16 protein-coding genes and 1 tRNA gene are annotated in these 17,198 nt (G+C 71.4%); 7 read left to right on the top strand and 10 right to left on the bottom strand.

Annotated features, from left to right (window positions below):
- Window positions 1-28 precede the first annotated feature (28 nt).
- Together menD and ACTJKK_RS07430 are read right to left on the bottom strand one after the other, a co-directional pair.
- Window positions 29-1,738, bottom strand: coding sequence for a 2-succinyl-5-enolpyruvyl-6-hydroxy-3-cyclohexene-1-carboxylic-acid synthase (gene menD / locus ACTJKK_RS07425; RefSeq protein WP_440747492.1), 1,710 nt, complete (start codon window positions 1,736-1,738; stop codon window positions 29-31).
- Window positions 1,735-2,133, bottom strand: a complete 399-nt coding sequence (locus tag ACTJKK_RS07430; protein WP_440747493.1) for a PLD nuclease N-terminal domain-containing protein — start codon at window positions 2,131-2,133, stop codon at window positions 1,735-1,737. Before ACTJKK_RS07430 ends, menD begins: the two co-directional genes overlap by 4 nt.
- Before the next feature lie 74 nt (window positions 2,134-2,207).
- Between ACTJKK_RS07430 and ACTJKK_RS07435 the strand changes: the two genes are divergently transcribed.
- From ACTJKK_RS07435 to ACTJKK_RS07445, 3 genes are all read left to right on the top strand, one after another.
- Window positions 2,208-2,597: a hypothetical protein gene (locus ACTJKK_RS07435; protein ID WP_440747494.1), complete on the top strand. Its 390-nt coding sequence runs from the start codon at window positions 2,208-2,210 to the stop codon at window positions 2,595-2,597.
- A gap of 76 nt (window positions 2,598-2,673) precedes the next feature.
- A complete protein-coding gene (locus tag ACTJKK_RS07440; protein ID WP_440747495.1) occupies window positions 2,674-3,366 on the top strand; it encodes a DsbA family protein in 693 nt (230 codons plus the stop codon).
- A 53-nt stretch (window positions 3,367-3,419) separates the two neighbouring features.
- Window positions 3,420-4,226 carry a tyrosine-protein phosphatase gene (locus tag ACTJKK_RS07445; protein WP_440747496.1) on the top strand — a complete coding sequence of 269 codons (807 nt, stop codon included), beginning with the start codon at window positions 3,420-3,422 and terminating at the stop codon, window positions 4,224-4,226.
- A 15-nt stretch (window positions 4,227-4,241) separates the two neighbouring features.
- On the opposite strand, the gene ACTJKK_RS07450 is transcribed toward ACTJKK_RS07445, so the two are convergent.
- Entirely contained in the window at window positions 4,242-5,339 is a 1,098-nt protein-coding gene (locus tag ACTJKK_RS07450) for a PQQ-dependent sugar dehydrogenase (RefSeq protein ID WP_440747497.1), read from the bottom strand.
- Window positions 5,340-5,409: 70 nt separating this feature from the next.
- Between ACTJKK_RS07450 and ACTJKK_RS07455 the strand changes: the two genes are divergently transcribed.
- Window positions 5,410-7,497: a phosphatidylglycerol lysyltransferase domain-containing protein gene (locus tag ACTJKK_RS07455; RefSeq protein ID WP_440747498.1), complete on the top strand. Its 2,088-nt coding sequence runs from the start codon at window positions 5,410-5,412 to the stop codon at window positions 7,495-7,497.
- Between the two features lie 146 nt (window positions 7,498-7,643).
- The gene (locus tag ACTJKK_RS07460; RefSeq protein ID WP_440747499.1) at window positions 7,644-8,792 is read left to right on the top strand and encodes a baeRF2 domain-containing protein; all 1,149 of its coding nucleotides are present in this window, start codon (window positions 7,644-7,646) and stop codon (window positions 8,790-8,792) included.
- Window positions 8,793-8,886: 94 nt separating this feature from the next.
- On the opposite strand, the gene ACTJKK_RS07465 is transcribed toward ACTJKK_RS07460, so the two are convergent.
- From ACTJKK_RS07465 to ACTJKK_RS07475, 3 genes are all read right to left on the bottom strand, one after another.
- Window positions 8,887-9,621 carry a DUF4870 domain-containing protein gene (locus tag ACTJKK_RS07465; RefSeq protein ID WP_440747500.1) on the bottom strand — a complete coding sequence of 245 codons (735 nt, stop codon included), beginning with the start codon at window positions 9,619-9,621 and terminating at the stop codon, window positions 8,887-8,889.
- A 94-nt stretch (window positions 9,622-9,715) separates the two neighbouring features.
- Window positions 9,716-10,156: an alternative ribosome rescue aminoacyl-tRNA hydrolase ArfB gene (arfB, locus tag ACTJKK_RS07470; RefSeq protein WP_440747501.1), complete on the bottom strand. Its 441-nt coding sequence runs from the start codon at window positions 10,154-10,156 to the stop codon at window positions 9,716-9,718.
- Window positions 10,157-10,181: 25 nt separating this feature from the next.
- The gene (locus tag ACTJKK_RS07475) at window positions 10,182-11,471 is read right to left on the bottom strand and encodes an MFS transporter (protein WP_440747502.1); all 1,290 of its coding nucleotides are present in this window, start codon (window positions 11,469-11,471) and stop codon (window positions 10,182-10,184) included.
- A gap of 70 nt (window positions 11,472-11,541) precedes the next feature.
- On the opposite strand from ACTJKK_RS07475, the gene ACTJKK_RS07480 reads away from it, so the two are divergent.
- Entirely contained in the window at window positions 11,542-12,165 is a 624-nt protein-coding gene (locus tag ACTJKK_RS07480) for a TetR/AcrR family transcriptional regulator (RefSeq protein ID WP_440747503.1), read from the top strand.
- Between the two features lie 22 nt (window positions 12,166-12,187).
- Entirely contained in the window at window positions 12,188-13,408 is a 1,221-nt protein-coding gene (locus tag ACTJKK_RS07485; RefSeq protein ID WP_440747504.1) for an alpha/beta hydrolase family protein, read from the top strand.
- Between the two features lie 23 nt (window positions 13,409-13,431).
- Here ACTJKK_RS07485 and ACTJKK_RS07490 read toward each other — a convergent pair.
- From ACTJKK_RS07490 to ACTJKK_RS07505, 4 genes are all read right to left on the bottom strand, one after another.
- A tRNA-Met gene (locus ACTJKK_RS07490) sits at window positions 13,432-13,507 on the bottom strand.
- Between the two features lie 94 nt (window positions 13,508-13,601).
- Window positions 13,602-15,023: a DUF6716 putative glycosyltransferase gene (locus ACTJKK_RS07495; protein ID WP_440747505.1), complete on the bottom strand. Its 1,422-nt coding sequence runs from the start codon at window positions 15,021-15,023 to the stop codon at window positions 13,602-13,604.
- Window positions 15,020-15,892: an N-acetylneuraminate synthase family protein gene (locus tag ACTJKK_RS07500; protein WP_440747506.1), complete on the bottom strand. Its 873-nt coding sequence runs from the start codon at window positions 15,890-15,892 to the stop codon at window positions 15,020-15,022. The genes ACTJKK_RS07495 and ACTJKK_RS07500 overlap by 4 nt, the downstream gene beginning before the upstream one ends.
- Before the next feature lie 96 nt (window positions 15,893-15,988).
- Window positions 15,989-17,197, bottom strand: coding sequence for a cytidylyltransferase domain-containing protein (locus tag ACTJKK_RS07505; protein ID WP_440747507.1), 1,209 nt, complete (start codon window positions 17,195-17,197; stop codon window positions 15,989-15,991).
- Window position 17,198 lies beyond the last annotated feature (1 nt).

Below are 17,198 nucleotides of genomic sequence, written 5' to 3' on the forward strand. Positions count from 1 at the left end.
GCGGGCGAGATACTCCGCGCGCGGCACCTCAGCGCGCGAGCGGAACCTCGATGAGCTGACGGCCGCCGACGGGGCGGGTGAGCACCTGGTCGAGCGCAGTGCGGGTCGTCACGCGCTGGTACTCCCAGCCGTAGGCGAGGGCGAGGTGCTCGAGGCGAACCTGGTGCGGCGTGTAGAACGCGCGGTCCAGGTCGGCGGCCGGGGCGACCTGCGCCACCTCGAGTCCGTCGAAGATCGTGCCCCCGCCGTCGTTGCCGACGATGACTTGCAGACGCGGCTCGGTCTCGTCGGGCGGCAGCAACAGCGCTCCCACATCGTGCAGCAGGGTGAGGTCGCCGAGCAGCACCCGGGTCACGCCCGGCGCTCCCCCCGCCTGGCTCGCGAGGGCGATGCCGGTCGCGGTCGCGATCGTGCCGTCGATGCCCGCGAGACCGCGGTTGGCGTGCACGGGGATCTTCTTGCCGCCGAGCACCGCATCGGCCACGCGCACGAGACGCGACGACCCGAACACGAGCCGGTCGTGCGGCCACGTCGCCCGCCACACCGCGTCGACCAGCAGCTCGCGATCGAGCGGTCGACGCACGGCTTCGAGCTCGGCCTTGACGGCGTCGCGTCGGGTCGCGGAGTCGGCGGACGCCAGGCCGTCGTGATCCGGAGCCCGCTCGCTGAGGTCGACGGCCTGCGCGGCGGACGCCTCGAGCCAGGCACCGAGCCAGGTTCGATCGGCGGCACGGTCGTCATCGTTCGACGGCGCGGCGACGACGACGGATGCCGCGGGCCGCGAGCGGTGGTTCAGGTCGAGCTCCTCGCCGCCGTGCCGCACCGCGATCACCTCGACATCGGGCCGTGCGAGGAGCGCCGCGACCTCGCGGCTGAGGGTGGGATGCCCCAGCACGACCGCACGCTCGACGGCGCCGCCGAGCTCCGCGCGGCGCAACAGTGTGCGATAGCCGTGCACGAGATGACGGCCGAAGCGGGCACCCGACACGATCTCGGCGATCAGCGGCCACGACCCGGCGTGGGCGATCTCCTCGGCATCGGGCCCGGCATCCGCTCCCGCGATCACGACCGTGCGGGGTCCGCGCGCGAGCACGACGGCCTCGCCCCGTGCGGGCATCGGAGCGGCGCCGGGAGTGACGGGGGTGACGACCGGTTCGCCCGACAGCGGCTCGCGCGCGGGCAGGTTCAGATGCACGGGGCCCGCGACTCCGGGAAGGCCGTGCGGGGCGTCCGCGCCGAGCGCGAGCGCGACCGCGCGGACGGCGAGGCTTGACCAGTCGCCCCCGGACCCCGACTCACCAGGAACCGGAGCGTCGACGCTCTCACGCACCCAGGGCGCGAACATGCCGGGCTGGGTCGTCGCCTGGTTGGCGCCGATTCCGCGCAGCTCGGGCGGACGATCGGCGGTCAGCAGCAGCAGCGGGACTCCGGCGTGGAACGCCTCCATCGCGGCCGGCAGCAGGTTGGCGGCCGCCGTGCCCGAGGTGCACAGCACCGCCGCCGGTACGCCTGTCTCGCGGGCGAGCCCGAGAGCTGTGAAGCCGGCCACCCGCTCGTCGATGCGCACGTGCACGCGCAGGTCGCCGGTGTCGGCCAGACGCACCGCGGCGAGCGCGAGCGCCTGGGAGCGCGAACCGGGCGAGAGCACGAGGTCGCGCACGCCGTGGGCGACCAGATCGGCGAGGAGGGATGCCGCGGCATCCGTCGCCGGCGACGCGGCCGGACGCGGAAGGGTCACGGGCGGGGCTCGGGCGTCGCCCCGGGAGTGGAGCCGCTGTCGTTGTCGCCGTCGATCTGCGCCTCGTTCGCGGCATCCGTCTCGGCATCGAGGCGTGCGAGTTCTTCTTCGAGACGAGCGATGCGGGCGTCCTGCTCGGTCTTGCTGATGCCGCGCAGGAACATCGGGTCGTCGTCGGGGGCGATCACGCGCGCGGGACCGGGGTCGTTCTTGCGGCGTCGGCCGATCGCGAACCAGAGGACCCCGCCGATGACGGGGAGGAGCACGACGATCAGGATCCAGATGCCCTTGCGCACACCACGGTGCCGCGTCGCCGGCTGCACTGCGCAGTCGACGATGCTGAACACCCAGAACACGGCGGCCAGGAAGCCGCCGATGATCAGTAGTCTCGCCACCCCTCCAGTGTAAGCGGGTCGACGGACACGTGGCCCGACGGGTGCAGAGGACCGCTTGTTAGACTTCGCGCACCATGACGTCGACCCGGTCGCTGACCACCCTCTTCACCGCGCTGGGCCTCGCCCTGCTGCTGGTCGTGGGCGCCTGGTCGACCTCGCACGGCGAGGCCGATGTGCACGCGTCGCTCTGCCTGGCGTCGGGGGCCTCCGCGTCGGATGCCGGAGCCGGAGCGTCGCACCACGAGGAGGTCGCACCGGTCGATGCCTCCTCCTCGCACACCGCGGTGGCGGGCTTCGTCGTGCTCTGGTTCCTCGCACTCCTCGTGCTGCTCGTACGGATGCTGCGGCGCGGCCCCGGCATCCGGCTCCCGCGCGCGACCCTCGCCGTCGCCACGCCGCGCGCCGGTCCCCGCCCGTCGCGCACCACCCTCACCCTCACCGAGCTCTCGATCTCCCGCACCTGAGCGACGACGCGTCGATCCGGCCGCTGCCCGCGGCATCCTCGTCCGTCGTTCCTCTTTCTCGTGTCTGGAGACACCCATGTTCGCCACACCCTCTCGCACCCCTCAGAAGACCCGCCTGACCACGCCCGTCAAGGCGACCCTCATCGCTCTCGCCGTCGCCGTCGTACTCGCGATCGCCGGCATCGTCTACGCCATCACCCAGCAGGCGCCCGCGCCCGACGTCGCCGAAGACGGCACCCTGCAGACCACCCGGGCAGACTCGCACGTGCTCGACGACGGCGGGACGGATGCCGTGACCGTGGTCGAGTTCCTCGACTTCGAATGCGAGGCGTGCGGCGCCTTCTACCCGATCGTCGAAGACCTGCGTGCGCAGTTCGACGGCGAGATCACCTACGTGGTGCGGTACTTCCCGCTGCCGGGTCACATCAACTCGACGCAGGCGGCTCTGGCGGCCGAGGCGGCGGCGCAGCAGGATCGCTTCGAGGACATGTACCACCGGCTGTTCGAGACCCAGCAGGAGTGGAGTCACGCGACGGGCGAGACGCCCGCGGTGTTCCGCGCGATGGCCGAATCCCTCGGGCTCGACATGGCGGCCTACGATGCGGCGATCGCCGACCCCGCGACGCTCGCCCGGATCCAGGCCGACAAGACCGACGGCGAGTCGCTCGGCATCACCAGCACTCCGTCGTTCTTCGTCGACGGCACGTACGTGCAGCTGCAGGAATGGGACGACCTGGAGGAGGCCGTCACCCGGGCCGTCGAGGGCTGACGGTCCGGACCGGCGGCCAGAGCGAGTCCACCACCTTCGCTACGCTCGCTCGCATGGACATCTCCTCCGCTCTCACGGTCACCCACAACGCCCGCAGCCTCGAGGGGATCGCCACCTCCGACGGCGCGGTGATCGCCCCCGGCATCCTCTTCCGTTCGGATGCCCTGGCGAGCCTGACCGACGAGGGCCTGCGGGCGCTGGCCGACCTCGGTATCGGCACGGTGATCGATCTGCGCACCGACGCCGAGCGCACCCGCGCCGCGGACCGGCTGCCCGACGACGGGAGCGTGACGCTCGTGCCGCTGTCGGTGCAGGGCGGGGCGATGGACGAGATGGTGCAGAAGCTGCTGCCCGCGAGCGGGCAGCACGCGCTGACGGACGAGCAGATGGCGGCGGTGCTCGATCAGGTGCCGACACTGGAGGACCTGTACGTCGCGATCCTGGCCGCGAGCGCTCCGCAGTTCGCGACCGTGGCGCGCGCGGTGCTCGATGCCGCGGGCACCGACCGGCCGGGCGTGCTGTTCCACTGCACGGCGGGCAAGGACCGCACGGGCCTGGCCGCGGCGATCCTGCTGTCGGTCGCCGGGGTGCCGCGCGAGGCGATCGTCGAGGACTACACGCAGACCGGCACGAACCTCGCGCGCGGCTTCGCCGCCTCGCTCACGCAGCTCATCACCGCGATCGGGGTGCCGCTGACGCCGCGCCTGCGCACGCTCGCCACCGAGTCACCGGCTCCGGCGATCGAGGCCGCGCTGGACTGGATCACCACCGAGCACGGCGATGCGACCGGGTACCTGCGCAGCGGTGGGATGACCGACGACGAGATCGCGGGTCTTCGTCGGATACTCCGGGGAGAGTGAGCCTCCCCGAAGGACCTATCCGAAGTCGACCCGGAGGATGCGGTCGTCGCCATCCCGAGGATCGCCGCGACCGTCGGTGTTGTTCGTGAGCACCCAGACCGATCCGTCGGGGGCGGCGACCGCATCGCGCAGGCGTCCGTACTCGCCGCGGTGCTCGCCGCCGTGCAGCTCGAACGCCGTTCCGGTGTCGGCGAGCGGAACGATCCGCAGACGTTCGCCCCGCAGGTTCGCGATCACGATCTCATCCGCCGCCACCGCGATGCCGCTCGGACTCGCGGTCGACGGCGACCACTGCTGCACCGGATCGACGAAGCCCTCGCGGTCGGCGATGCCCTCGACGGTCGGCCACCCGTAGTTCTCGCCCGCGACGATCACGTTGAGCTCGTCCCAGGTGTCCTGCCCGAACTCGCTCGCGTACATCGTGCCGTCCTCGGTCCAGGCGATGCCCTGCGGGTTCCGGTGGCCGAGCGTGTAGACCGCCGAGCCGGGGATCGGGTTGTCGTCGGGAACGGCGCCCTCGGGGGTGAGCCGGAGGATCTTGCCCGACAGCGCGTCGGGGTCCTGCGCGCTCTCGCGATCGCCGGCATCGCCGGTCGTGGCGTACAGCATCCCGTCGGGGCCGAAGGCGATGCGGCCGCCGTTGTGGTTGCCGGCCGCCGGGATGCCGTCGATCACCGTCTCGGCATCTCCCAGTGAGAACGCGCCCGGGTCTCCGAGCAGATCGCGGCGCTCGATGCGGTTCTCGGTCGCTCCGCCGTCGCCGGCGTCGGCCGTGAGGTACGTGTAGAGCTGATCCTCGTGCACGGCGATGCCGAGGAGACCGCCCTCACCGCCCGCCCGCACTCCCCCGATGCGGCCCACCTCGCGCGCGCCGCCCGTCGCCGTGATCTCGACGATCCGCGCGCTGTCGCGCTCGCTCACGAGCGCCGTCTCGCCGTGGAAGGCGATGGACCAGGGCGCGTCGAGTCCCGAGGCGACGACGGACGTGAGGATCGTCGCGGCCTCGGACTCGGCCGACTCCGGTGTCGGGACCGGGGTCGGGGATGCGCATCCGGCCAGCGCGACGGCAGACACGACCAGGAGGGCGGTGGCGGTCCGGCGCGAGAGGGGCATGTCTCCCATCCAACCCTCTCGCGTCAGATGGAGGAAGACCCGGAGGGGCGCTGATCGCTACGCTGAGCGCATGCACGCAGAGCCGAACGCCTCGCCGACACCCGTGCGGTCCTCGGCGCTCTCCGTCGTGAGGCGGATGCCGGCGACGTTGACGTTCATCGCGCTGATCCTCGTCGTCGGCGTGGTCTGGCAGGGACTCTGGACCCCCTTCGAGAAGTCCGCGCTGTTCGAGACCGTCGCCTACGGGCTCCCCAATCTCGCCGACGGCAAGTGGTGGACGCCGCTGACCGGCACGTTCTTCGTGAACGAACCGTGGGTGTACATCTTCACGATCTCGGGCTTCTGGGGCATGGCGTACCTCGAGTACCGCCGCGGGTCTTGCGTCGCCCTCGCCTACTACGCGATCGGGCAGTTGTTCGCGATCTTCGCCACCGCCCTCCTGCTGCTCGTGCTCTCGCAGTTCCCGTGGGCGTGGGCGACGACCCAGGCGCAGGCGCTCGACGTCGGGGCATCCGGCGGCACCATGGCGTGCATCGCGGCGGCCGTCGGCCTGTTCCGCCCGCCGTGGCGCGTGCGCGGCTGGTTGATCCTGCTCGGCTTCGTGTTCGTCGCCATGCTGTTCTGGGGCAAGGTCGCCGACCTCGAGCACCTGCTCGCCGTGCTGCTGATCCTGGTCGTCGACCGCTCGCTGCACGTGCGGCGCACGACGGTGCGCGAGCAACGGCTCATCGCAGTGATGGCGATCCTCGTGCTCGGCGCGGTCGAGATCATCACGACCCTGGTGTCCACCGACGGCCCGTTCGGCCCCACCGATCCGGCCTCGGGCGGCTTCATCGACCTGGCGATCGACCTCGTCGTGATCATCGTGCTCGTGAACGGCCTGCGTCGCGGGCGCCGCTGGTCGTGGGTGCTCGCCGTGCTCCTCGGCATCTTCAACGTGCTCATCGCCGCCCTCGTGCTGACGCTCATCATCCTCACGAGTCAGGCCGAGCTCGACATCCGATGGGACGGCGAGACCGAGCTCGCGCTCGCCAACGGGTTCCTCTGGGTCGTCGTGCTCGTCTACCTCGTGTGGGTGCGGCGGGCATTCCGCGCCAAACGGCGCTCGCCCCTCGGCATCCCGCCCACGCCGACCGTCGACGACGTCAAGGCCGATCTGCGCGCGCACGGCGGCGGCACGCTGTCGTGGATGACGACCTGGGAGGGCAACAGCTACGCCCGGGTGGCCGGGGGCGTCGTCGCGTACCAGCGCCGCAACGGAGTCGCCCTCGCGCTCGCCGACCCGATCGGCCCCGCGGATGCGCGGGCCGAAGCGGTCGGGGACTTCATCCGCACGGCCGAGCAGGCCGGCCTCGTTCCGTGCTTCTTCAGTGCGGATACCGCGACCCTCGCCGCCGTGCCGTCGACGTGGCGCAGCATCGTCGTCGCCGACGACACGATCGTCGATCTTCCGGGACTGGAGTTCACGGGCAAGCAGTGGGCATCGGTGCGCACCTCGCTGAACCGTGCGGGTCGCGAAGACATGACGTTCCGGATGACGCGGCTCGGCGACGAGTCGTGGGGCGTGAAGCAGCAGCTGCGCGCGATCTCGGAGGCGTGGGTCGGCGACAAGGATCTGCCCGAGATGCGCTTCACCCTCGGCACGCTCGAGGAGGCCGAGGACCCGGAGGTGCGGATCGCCCTGGCCCTCGCGCCCAACGGCGACGTCGACGGCTTCCTGTCGTGGCTGCCGGTGTACGGCGCGGGCGGCCGGGTGCGCGGCTGGACCCTCGATCTGATGCGCCGGCGCGAGGGCGGGTTCGCACCCGTGATGGAGTACCTGATCGGCGCCTCGGCGAAGCAGTTCTCCGAGGAGGGCGCAGAGATCATGTCGCTCTCGGGAGCGCCGCTCGCCCACGACTATCCGCCGGACGCCGGGATGATCGCCGCGTTGAGCGACCGCCTCGCCGAGGCCCTCGAACCGGTGTACGGCTTCGGTTCGCTGCACCGCTTCAAGCAGAAGTTCCACCCCCGCTACGAGACCATGTACCTGCTGTTCCGCGACGAGAGCGACCTCACCCGGATCGGTGGCGCGCTGACCCGGGCGTTCCTGCCCGATGCGACGCTGCGGCAGTTCGCCGGGGCGGGGCTGGAGCTCGTGCGGGGCGGCAAGGACTAGCCCGGCGCTGGTCCGGCGCTCATCGGGAGCGCCCGATGCCGACCCCGCGCGCGGTTAACGTCGGGCATCCGATTCGTCAACCCTGTCGACCTCTCCCCTCTCGTTTCCTAGCGTCGTGAACACCGACGACCGATGAAGGAGAAGTCATGAGCGAACACACGCTGACCGAGATCCTGCAGGGTTCGGGCCCCTGGACCACCGCCTACGTCGACGGCACGGGCGAGCTGCCGCAGGTCGAGGAGGGAGCCCGCCACCAGGCCGTGCGCGACCAGCTGATCGACGAGGTCGGCGCACCCGAAGACGACGCCGCGGCCATCGAGTCCTCGCTCGGCGAGCGCAACGGACTGCCGAGTCCGTCGGCCCGCGTCGTGATCGCCCGCGACGGCGAGACGGTGCTCGATCGCAGCTTCATCGGAGCTCGCCTCGGCCCCGAGCGCCTCGAGCACGGCGCCCTGCCGTCGATCCTCCCCCTCCTGCGCCACACGGCGTCGGAGACCCGCTATCTCGTCGTCGAGACGAGCCGCGACGGCGCCGACATCCGCCTCGAGACCTCGGGACGCGGCGGCAGCGAGCGCGAGACCGAGATCGAGGGCGACACCGACGAGATCTCGAAGGTGCGCACGGGCGGCCTGGGAGATGCGAAATACCAGAACTACGTCGAGAACGTCTGGAAGCAGAACCAGAAGGATGTCGCGGCCGCACTGAGCGCACTCATCCGCGAGGAGCGGCCCGCGTTCGTCGCGGTGTCGGGCGACGTGCGCGCACGACAGCTGCTGGCCGAGGAGCTCACGGGCGACGAGCGCGCGCTGCTCGTCGACGTCGATGCGAACACCCGGGCCGACGGTGCCGATCGCACGGCGCTCGACGACACGATCGCCCGCGAGATCGACGAGCGTCGCCGTCGGGAGATCGCCGACGTGCGAGACCGTGCAGCCGCCGACGACGGCTCGGGCGGTGCCGAAGGCTTCCCGGCGGTCATCGAGGCTCTGCAGCAGGCCCGCGTCGACACTCTCGTGCTCGACGGGCGCCTGCTCGACGACGAGCGCACGCTGATCGCTCTCGACGGCCCGCCGTGGGTGGTGACCGACGTGGCGCAGCGACTGAACACGCAGGTGCTCGGAAGCATCCGCGCCGCCGAGGCGCTCGCGCGCGCCGCCCTGCTCACCGACGCCCGCGTGCTGATCGAGGACGACGAGTACGAGGCGTCAGACGACCGCCGCGAAGAGCGACCCGTGCGCGAGCCGATCGCCTCGCTGCGGTGGGCGGATGCCGGAACGGATGCCGATCCGAGCTGACGCGCACCGCACGCCGCACACGAAGAGAGGACGCGGACCCGAACGTGGGTCCGCGTCCTCTCTTCGTGTGACGGTATGGCGTCGCGCCCGCGGATCAGGCGCGGAAGAACGGGATCGCCAGGGCGGGCCGGTGCACGACCCGCTCGGAGATCACCGTTCCGCGGATGAGGGTGACCAGGCAGTAGATCCCGATTCCGATGATGAGCAGCCCCGGGACGGCGATCCAGCCCGAGGGGTCGCCGCCGTCGCTGTAGCCGTACTCGTCGTAGGAGCGCGGCCGCGCCGTCCCGATACCGATCGTGATGAGGAGGACGAAGAGCACGATGAGGTAGAGCACGAAACTGAGCGCCCAGTTCGCCGCCCAGCGCGCGTTCTCACGCACGATCGGATGCGGCGAGCGCATCGCGGACGACCGCTGCACGATCCCGACGATCGCGGCGACGATCGCACCGACGTACGGGATGTACACGAGGAACAGCAGCGCCCAATAGCGACGACCGCTGATCGGCGCGTAGCCGTAGGGGGCGTACCCGGGGGCCGGGTAGCCGGGGGCCGGGTAGCCGGTCGGAGCCTGGCCGTAGGGTGCGGGCGCCTGGCCGTACGCGGGCTGCCCCGGGTACGGCGCCGGGGCCTGATTGTAGGGCGGCTGAGCCGGAGCCTGACCGTACGGCGGTTGAGCCGGAGCCTGACCATACGGCGGCTGAGCCGGGGCCTGACCATACGGCGGCTGCGCCGGGAGCGAGTATCCGGCGGGCGGCTGGTAGCCCGCCGGCGGCTGAGGCGCGGCGGGAGGTTCGGGCGGCTGGACGGCGTCGTTCTCTTCGGTCATCTGTCACTCCCAAGGTCGGAACCGCGCTCCCCCTGAGCGGGCCAGCGACCATCATCGCAGAGACCGCGCGCACCCGCCGACGGCTGTGGACGGGTCAGACGTCGCGCGGCCGCTGACGCAGCTGCTTCACATCGGTGCGGCGCTGCTTGGCCTTCAGCCGCCGCTCCTTCGATCCACGACTGGGCTTCGTCGGGCGACGGGGCGGCGCAGGCGGGCGGATGGCCTCGGCGATGAGCGCGACCAGCCGCTCCCGCGCCGCCTCACGATTGCGCAGCTGAGCCCGGTGTTCGGATGCCGCAATCGTGAGCACGCCGTTCACCAGCCGGCCTGCCAGCCTCTCGAGGATCCGCTCCCGGTGCACCGAGGAGAGCTGCGCGGAGTTCGCGGCATCCCACACCAGTTCCACGCGGGAATCCGCCGTGTTCACGCCCTGCCCGCCCGGCCCCGAGGAGCGGGAGAACCGCCACGACAGCTCGGACTCGGGGATCGTAAGACCCGACGAGACCCGGAGACCGGGACGAGCAGAAGTGGACATGGCATCCATCATCCCCCGATCGGCGTCATCCCGCGATCGGCGCGGGGGCCGCGGCATCCTGCTCACCGAGGGCGCCGGCCTCCTCGTTCTTCGCGGTGTTGACGATGTGCGCGCGGCCGACGACGATCGCGGCGACGACCATGAGCGCGACGCCCAGCCAGTAGGGCGCGGCATGGCTGATGCCGGCGTAGAGCGCGGCGGCGATGAGCGGGGCGACCGTGCCCATCGCGGCGTTGAGCGACTGCGTCACACCACCCAGCCAGCCCTGCTCGTCGTCGCCGACGGCGTTCGACATCGCGCCGTCCATCGCGGCGGTCGCGGCGCCCTGGCCTGCGGCGAGCATCAGCGCACCGACGATGAACACCCACGGCTGCGCGAGCACGGACGCGACGATCGCGAGACCTGTGAGACCGATCGCCTGGGCGACGATTCCGCTGACGATCACGCCGCGCTCGCCGATACGGGGCAGCAGGATGCCGAGCAGCACGCCCTGGATGAGGATGTCGATGATGCCGACGCCCGCGGTGAGCAGCCCGATCTGCGTGGGTCCCCACTGGATCGAGTCGAGGGCGAGCACGCTGAAGTTGTTGACGAAGAACCCGAACGGCAGGGCGAGCAGCGCGAAGCCGATGAGGAGTCCGCGCAGCTCGCGGCGGGCGAAGGCGTTGCGGAACACGGCGAACGGTTGCACGTCGCGGGCGGCGATGCGCGTGATGCGGTTCTCGGGCGCGAGGCTCTCGGGCAGCAGGAAGATGCTGAGGATCGCGATCGTCAGGCCGACGGCGGCGGTCACGAAGACGGGCAGCTGCAGGCTGATGGCGGCGAGGAGTCCGCCGACCGCCGGGCCCACCATCATGCCGATGCCCGAGAGGGCACCGAGCAGACCGAAGCGCTGTGCGCGCTTCTCGGGCGGGGTGATGTCGGCGAGGTAGGCGAAGAGCGCGGGCAGATCGCCGGCGGTCAGCCCCTGGATGACACGAGCGAGCACGAGCACCCACAGCGCACCGCCGATCCCGAACAGCGCCATCGAGAGCGCGGCTCCGAAGGCGGCGGCGATGATGACGGGCCGCCGACCGAAGCGGTCGGAGAGGCGTCCGAGGAACGGGGCGACGAGGAAGGCGCACAGGCCGTTGATCGCCTCGAGCACCCCGACCCAGATGGCGAGGTCGCTCTCGTGCGACACGTACTGCAGCACGACGAAGGGGAGCACGGGAAGGACGACCGTCATGCCGATGACGGTGAGCATCGTCAGGACGATGAGCATGATCCAGGCGCGATTCGTGGAGCGCGCGGAGAGGAGAGAAGGTGAAGTCATACCGAAAGTGTAGCCATACCAGTTTTGGTGTCAAGCCAGTTTTGAATCGAGTTCGCGATAGGGTGGAGGCATGACCGGAACGAACCCCCTCGGCCGGCGGGAGCGCAAGAAGGCGGCGACCCGCAAGAACATCTCGGATGTCGCGACGATGATGTTCCTCGAACGCGGATTCGACGACGTCAGCATCCGCGAGATCGCCGACGCGGCCGATGTCTCGCCCACCACCGTCTTCGCGCACTTCCCGCAGAAGGAGGCGCTCGTCTTCGACGAGGACGACGAGCAGCGCGACCGCCTCGTGGGCGCCGTGCGCGACCGTGCGGACGGCAGCACGATCAACCGCGCGATCCGCGACTTCTACGCCACCGAGATCGGCGCGAACCTCGACGAGCACGGCGAGGATGTCGCGCGCATCTTCCTGCGATTCCTCAACGAGACCCCGGCGCTGCGCGACTACGCCGCCAAGATGTGGCTGCGCCACGAGGACGCGCTGGCGGATGCGATCGCCGACGAGCTCGGCCTCGACGCCCCGACGCCCGAGATCCGCGTCTACGCGCGTTTCGTGCTGCAGCTGCAGCTGCTCATCACCGACAGCGACGACCAGCTCGCGACCCTCGACGCCGGGTTCGTCGTGCTCGAGCACGGCTGGGGCCGGGTCGAGCAGCGCCTTGTGGGCTCGGCGCACGACCCTCGATAGTGGAGACGGAAGGGAGTCCCGCATGACGCACCACGCCGCCCAGATCCGCGCGTTCTCCGAGAGCGCTGACTTCGACTTCGAGATCCGCAGCGCCCTCGGCGCGAGCGTGGAGGGCGCCGCAGAACCGGGCGAGGTCCTCGCCGCCGTCGCCGGCATCCGCAACGGCGAGCACGAGGCCTGGTTCGACGCCTGGAAGGGTCTGGCCGACCGCACGGTCGCCACGGCATCCGCGAGCGCGGAGGCGGGGCACCCGGTGAGCGCGGCATCCGCCTACCTGCGCGCCTCGGCGTACTACGGGGTCGCGGTCAACGCGGCGAGCGCACTCGCCGACCCGGATGCGATGGCACCGACGTTCGCGAAGCAGGAGGCCGCCTGGCGCGGATTCGTGACGCACACCTCGACCGTGGTCGACGACGTCACGATCCCGTGCGGCGGCGGGACCCTGCCCGGATGGTTCTTCCGCCCCGCGCCGGCGCCGGAGGGCGCGACGCCCCCGACGCTGGTGGCCGTCAACGGCAGCGACGGCTCGCGCGCGTCCCTCTACGCGGCCGTCGTCGCGCCCGCTCTGCGCCGCGGATACAACGTGCTCGTCTTCGACGGTCCCGGCCAGCAGTCGGAGCTCTTCGAGAAGGACGTGCCGTTCCGCCCCGACTGGGAGCACGTGCTCACCCCGGTCTTCGACACGGTCGCCCGCCTCGACGGCGTGGATGCGATGCGCATCGCGGTCTACGGCATCAGCCAGGGCAGCTACTGGGTGGCACGCGCCCTCGCCTTCGAGGACCGCTTCGCGGCCGCGATCACCGACCCCGGGCTCGTCGACGTCTCGACCTCGTGGACCGGGCACCTCCCGCACGGGCTGCTGAAGCTGCTCGACGAGGGGCAGGTCGAGAAGTTCGACCGCGAGATGGAGCTCGGCCTCAAGCTCTCCCCCGAGACCGCGCGCACCTGGCGCTTCCGCGCACGCCCCTACGGCACGCGCGGCTACGGCGAGACGATCCAGGCCGTGCGTCAGTACTCGGTCGCCGACATCGCCGCCGAGATCACGACCCCGCTGCTGATCCTCTCCCCCGAGAACGAGCAGTTCTGGCCCGGCCAGGCCGACCGGCTCGCCGCCCTGACACCCGGCGTCTCGACGGTCGTGCGCTTCACCGAAGCGGAGGGCGCCGATGGGCATTGCCAGCCGCTCGGCCGCACGATCACGGCGCAGCGGATGTTCGACTGGTTGGACGAGCGGCTCGGGTGACGCCCGGGTCTCGTCGGGAGAAGTGGACGCGACGGCGGGAGTCGAACCCGCAACGCCATCAGATATGAGCTGAGGCCCGGGACCGCCCGGATCGCCGCGATGGCACTGACGTTACCCGGCCGTGATCGTCAAAGCGAGGACATTCCTCGAAGTGACACTCGACTACTTCGTATGACGTCATCAAGGCACGACGTCAGCGCCGGATGGAGTCGCGCAACGGGCTCGGCTCGAGCGTGTAGTCGGTCGAGGCATCCGCCCAGGTGCGCCCGCCGCCCTGCGTGCGCCCCCGGCGCAGCGCCGAGATCAGGCGGGTCGCCGGCACACCGATCGCCAGTGCGATCGCCCCGCTGACCGACCGGTCCTCGCGACCGAGCACGCTGGCCCGATGCCACGCCTCGTGCAGCCGCCGCCCGCGAGGTGCCGGCACCCGCCGGGCCGGAAGACCGCCCGCCCGGCGCAGTGCCACGAGCTCCTCGACGCGCTCCCACCACGTCGACTCCTTCGAGGGGTGGAAGTAGTTGTCACGCAGCCAGTCGGGGTGCGGCTGACGGAACCGTCCGCCCACCACCTCGCGCCCGCCGCCGAGCAGACCGCTGCCCACGAACACCGTGTTGAGGAGCGGCTTGCTGACCCCGTAGGAGTCGAGCGCGATCACGGGCACGCCCTGCGCGACGGCTTCGATCGCGGCGGTGGAGCTCACGGTGACGAGACCCGCGGCCGTCGAGAGCGCCTCGGCCATGGACGCGTACGAGATGACGAGGTTCGACGGCATCCGGCCCGCGAGCAGCTCGGGGTACGAGTCGCGTTCGAGGTGCGTCTCGGCCTCGCCCGGCCGCGAGCGCAGCTTCACCACGATGCGCCGGGCGGGGTCGACCTCGGCGGCGCGGATGAGCATCTCGGCGATCTTCTCGCGCTCGGCGCGCTCTGCGGGAACCATCGCCTGAGCCGCGAACACGATGTCGGTCGCCGGAGGGCGGTGAGCGACGGCCTCGGCAGGCTGCGGGCGTTCGGCGACCGCGACGCCCGCCACTCCCGGCACCCCCGCCGCTCCGGCGGCGAGCACCCGCGCGCGATCGGCCGTCAGCATCCGCTCCCGTCCGCGCGCGAACGGCAGCGTCGCCAGGGCCGTGGGGATCTGCACGCCGATGCGACGACCGAGCTCGGCGAAGGCCCGCTGCTCTCGGTGCGAGTGCACGACCAGCAGGTCGGTGTGGCGCCGGTAGTCGAGGGCGCCGCGTTGCGCGGGGATCGCCATCCCCGGCAGGCCCGAGACGGTGACGGGACGCTCGGGCAGCGCGTCGATCACGCGCCCCATCAGACGCACGAAAGGGCCGCGCCCGGCGAGCACGACGACGTCGGGCTCGTGCCGGGTGAGCCAGGCCTCGGCCTCGCGGAAGGCGATGCGCGCGACATCGGACTCAGGGATGCCGGTGCCCGCGAGAGCCGTGCGCTGCTGGGCCGCGCTCGCGGTGAGCGGGGTGCGCACGAGCAGCAGCTGCGGACGGATGCCGGGCACCGCCGCGAGCAGCGAGGCCGACCACTTCACGAAGGAGTCGGCATCGGCGATCGCGACGACCTTCAGCCCCCCGCCCGCCCCGGGACGCAGGTCGGTCATGCGGGAACGCGGCGCAGCTTCGCCATGGGGGCGAGCTCGCTGTCGAAGACGCGCTTGACGCCGTCGCCGAGGGCCTTCTCGATCACGCGGATGTCGCGGACGAGGTGCTCGAGGCCGGTCGGCTCGAGGGAGGCCGCGTGGTCGGAACCCCACATCGTGCGGTCGAGGGTGATGTGGCGCTCGACGGCGACGGCCCCGATCGCGACGGCGGCGAGCGAGATCTGCAGGCCGCGCTCGTGCCCCGAGTAGCCGACGGGGATCCCGGCGTAGCGGTCGCGGAGCGTGGCGATCGCCCGCAGGTTCGCCTCCTCGGGCTCGAGCGGGTACGTGGAGGTGGCGTGCATGAGCACGACGCGGTCGGTGCCGAGCGTGTCGAGCGCGCGATCGATCTGCTCGATCGTCGACATGCCGGTCGAGAGGATGACGGGCTTGCCGGTCTCGCGCAGGGCGAGGAGCAGCTCGGTGTCGGTCAGGCTCGCCGAGGCGACCTTGTGCGCGACCACGTTGAGGTCCTCGAGGAAGGCGACACTCGGCACGTCCCACGGCGAGGCGAACCAGTCGAGGCCGAGCATCGTGGCGTGATCGCCGATCGCGATGTACTCGTCGCGTCCGAACTCGACGCGGCGGCGGTAGTCGAGGTAGCTCATGGTGCCCCAGGGCGTCTCGCGCGGCACGTCGCGCATGTGTGCGGGCGTCGAGATCTCCGGGGTGCGCTTCTGGAACTTCACGGCGTCGGCACCGGCCCTGGCCGCGACGTCGATGAGACGCTTCGCGATATCGACGTCGCCGTTGTGGTTCAGGCCGATCTCGGCGATGACGTAGGCGGGGCGACCGCCGCCGATCACACGCGATCCGATGCTGACAGTCATGGTTCCTCCGGTGGTCGAGCGATGCGGAAAACCCCCGCCCCTCCTGGCTACGCCTCGGGGGTGAACACCCGACGACTCCCGGGTTACCGGCACCGGTCAGTCGGGCAACACCCGTTCGACGAGCTCGCGCACGGCGCCGTTCCCCCCGGTGCGGGTGAGCACGACGCGCGCTGCGGCGAGCACGCGCGGGTGCGCGTTCGCCACCGCGACCGGCCACCCGACGATACGCATCGCCGGCAGGTCGTTGACGTCGTTGCCGAGGTAGGCGATGTCGTCGAGGCGGATGCCGGCGTCCGCGGCCCACGCGCGCAGCGCCTGCTCCTTGTCGTCTATGCCGTGCAGCACCGGCACCCGCAGCTTCTCAGCCCGGGCGCGGACGACGGGGTTCTGCTCGGTCGAGAGGATCAGCATCGGGATGCCGGCGCGCCGGAGCAGTGCGACGCCCATGCCGTCCTCCCGGCTCACTCGCACGCGCTCCCCACCGTCGGCGTCGATGATCGCGGTGTCGTCGGTGTGCACGCCGTCGAAGTCGGTGACCACGGCGCGCACGTCGATGCGCCCGGGGGCTTCGCCTGCCCGATCGTGCACAGCGGCGAGCGCGTCGGCGATGCGGAGCTGCTGTGCATCGTCGATCTCGATCGCCGTCCACTCCGGCACCTCGGCGATGCGGATCCGGCCGAAGAAACGGTGCCGGCTCGTGCGGAAAGCCTCCGCACGGAAGACGTAGAACGCGCCCGTCTCGAGATAGTGGGGCTCGCGGTCCTGGCGGCGCGGGCGGTGCGCGGCCTCGTGGTTGATGGCCGTGGCCTGGTCGACCTGTGATGCGCTGCCGCGGCGCCAGAGGAAGCCGTAGGTCTCGTGCGCCGAGAACACGCTGTCGGCGCGATCGGCCCGCACCTCCGCGACGGCTCCGGCGAGCGCCACGCTCGGGATGAACGGCGAGGTGGCCTGCACGAACGCGATGATCCCGACCCGCTCCCCCGCGGCTTCGATCTCGTCGACCGCATGCAGGATCGCGCTCTCCGACGACGCCGTGTCGCCGGATATCTCCGCGGGTCGACGGACCACCCGCGCGCCCGCCGCCGCACTCACGGCGGCGATCTCGTCGTCATCAGTCGAGACGACGACGAGGTCGATGCCCGCGGCGTCGCGCGCCGCCCGGATCGCCCGCACGACCAGCGGCACTCCCCCGACGGTGCGCAGGTTCTTGCGCGGCACGCCCTTCGACCCGCCGCGCGCGGGGATGATCGCGACGGTCAGCCCGTCGGTCGCATCGCTCGTGTCATCGCTCAAGTCATCGCTCATG

It is taken from the genome of Microbacterium sp. 22179, from assembly GCF_052045715.1.
In the GTDB taxonomy this organism is placed as follows: Bacteria; Actinomycetota; Actinomycetes; order Actinomycetales; family Microbacteriaceae; genus Microbacterium; species Microbacterium galbinum.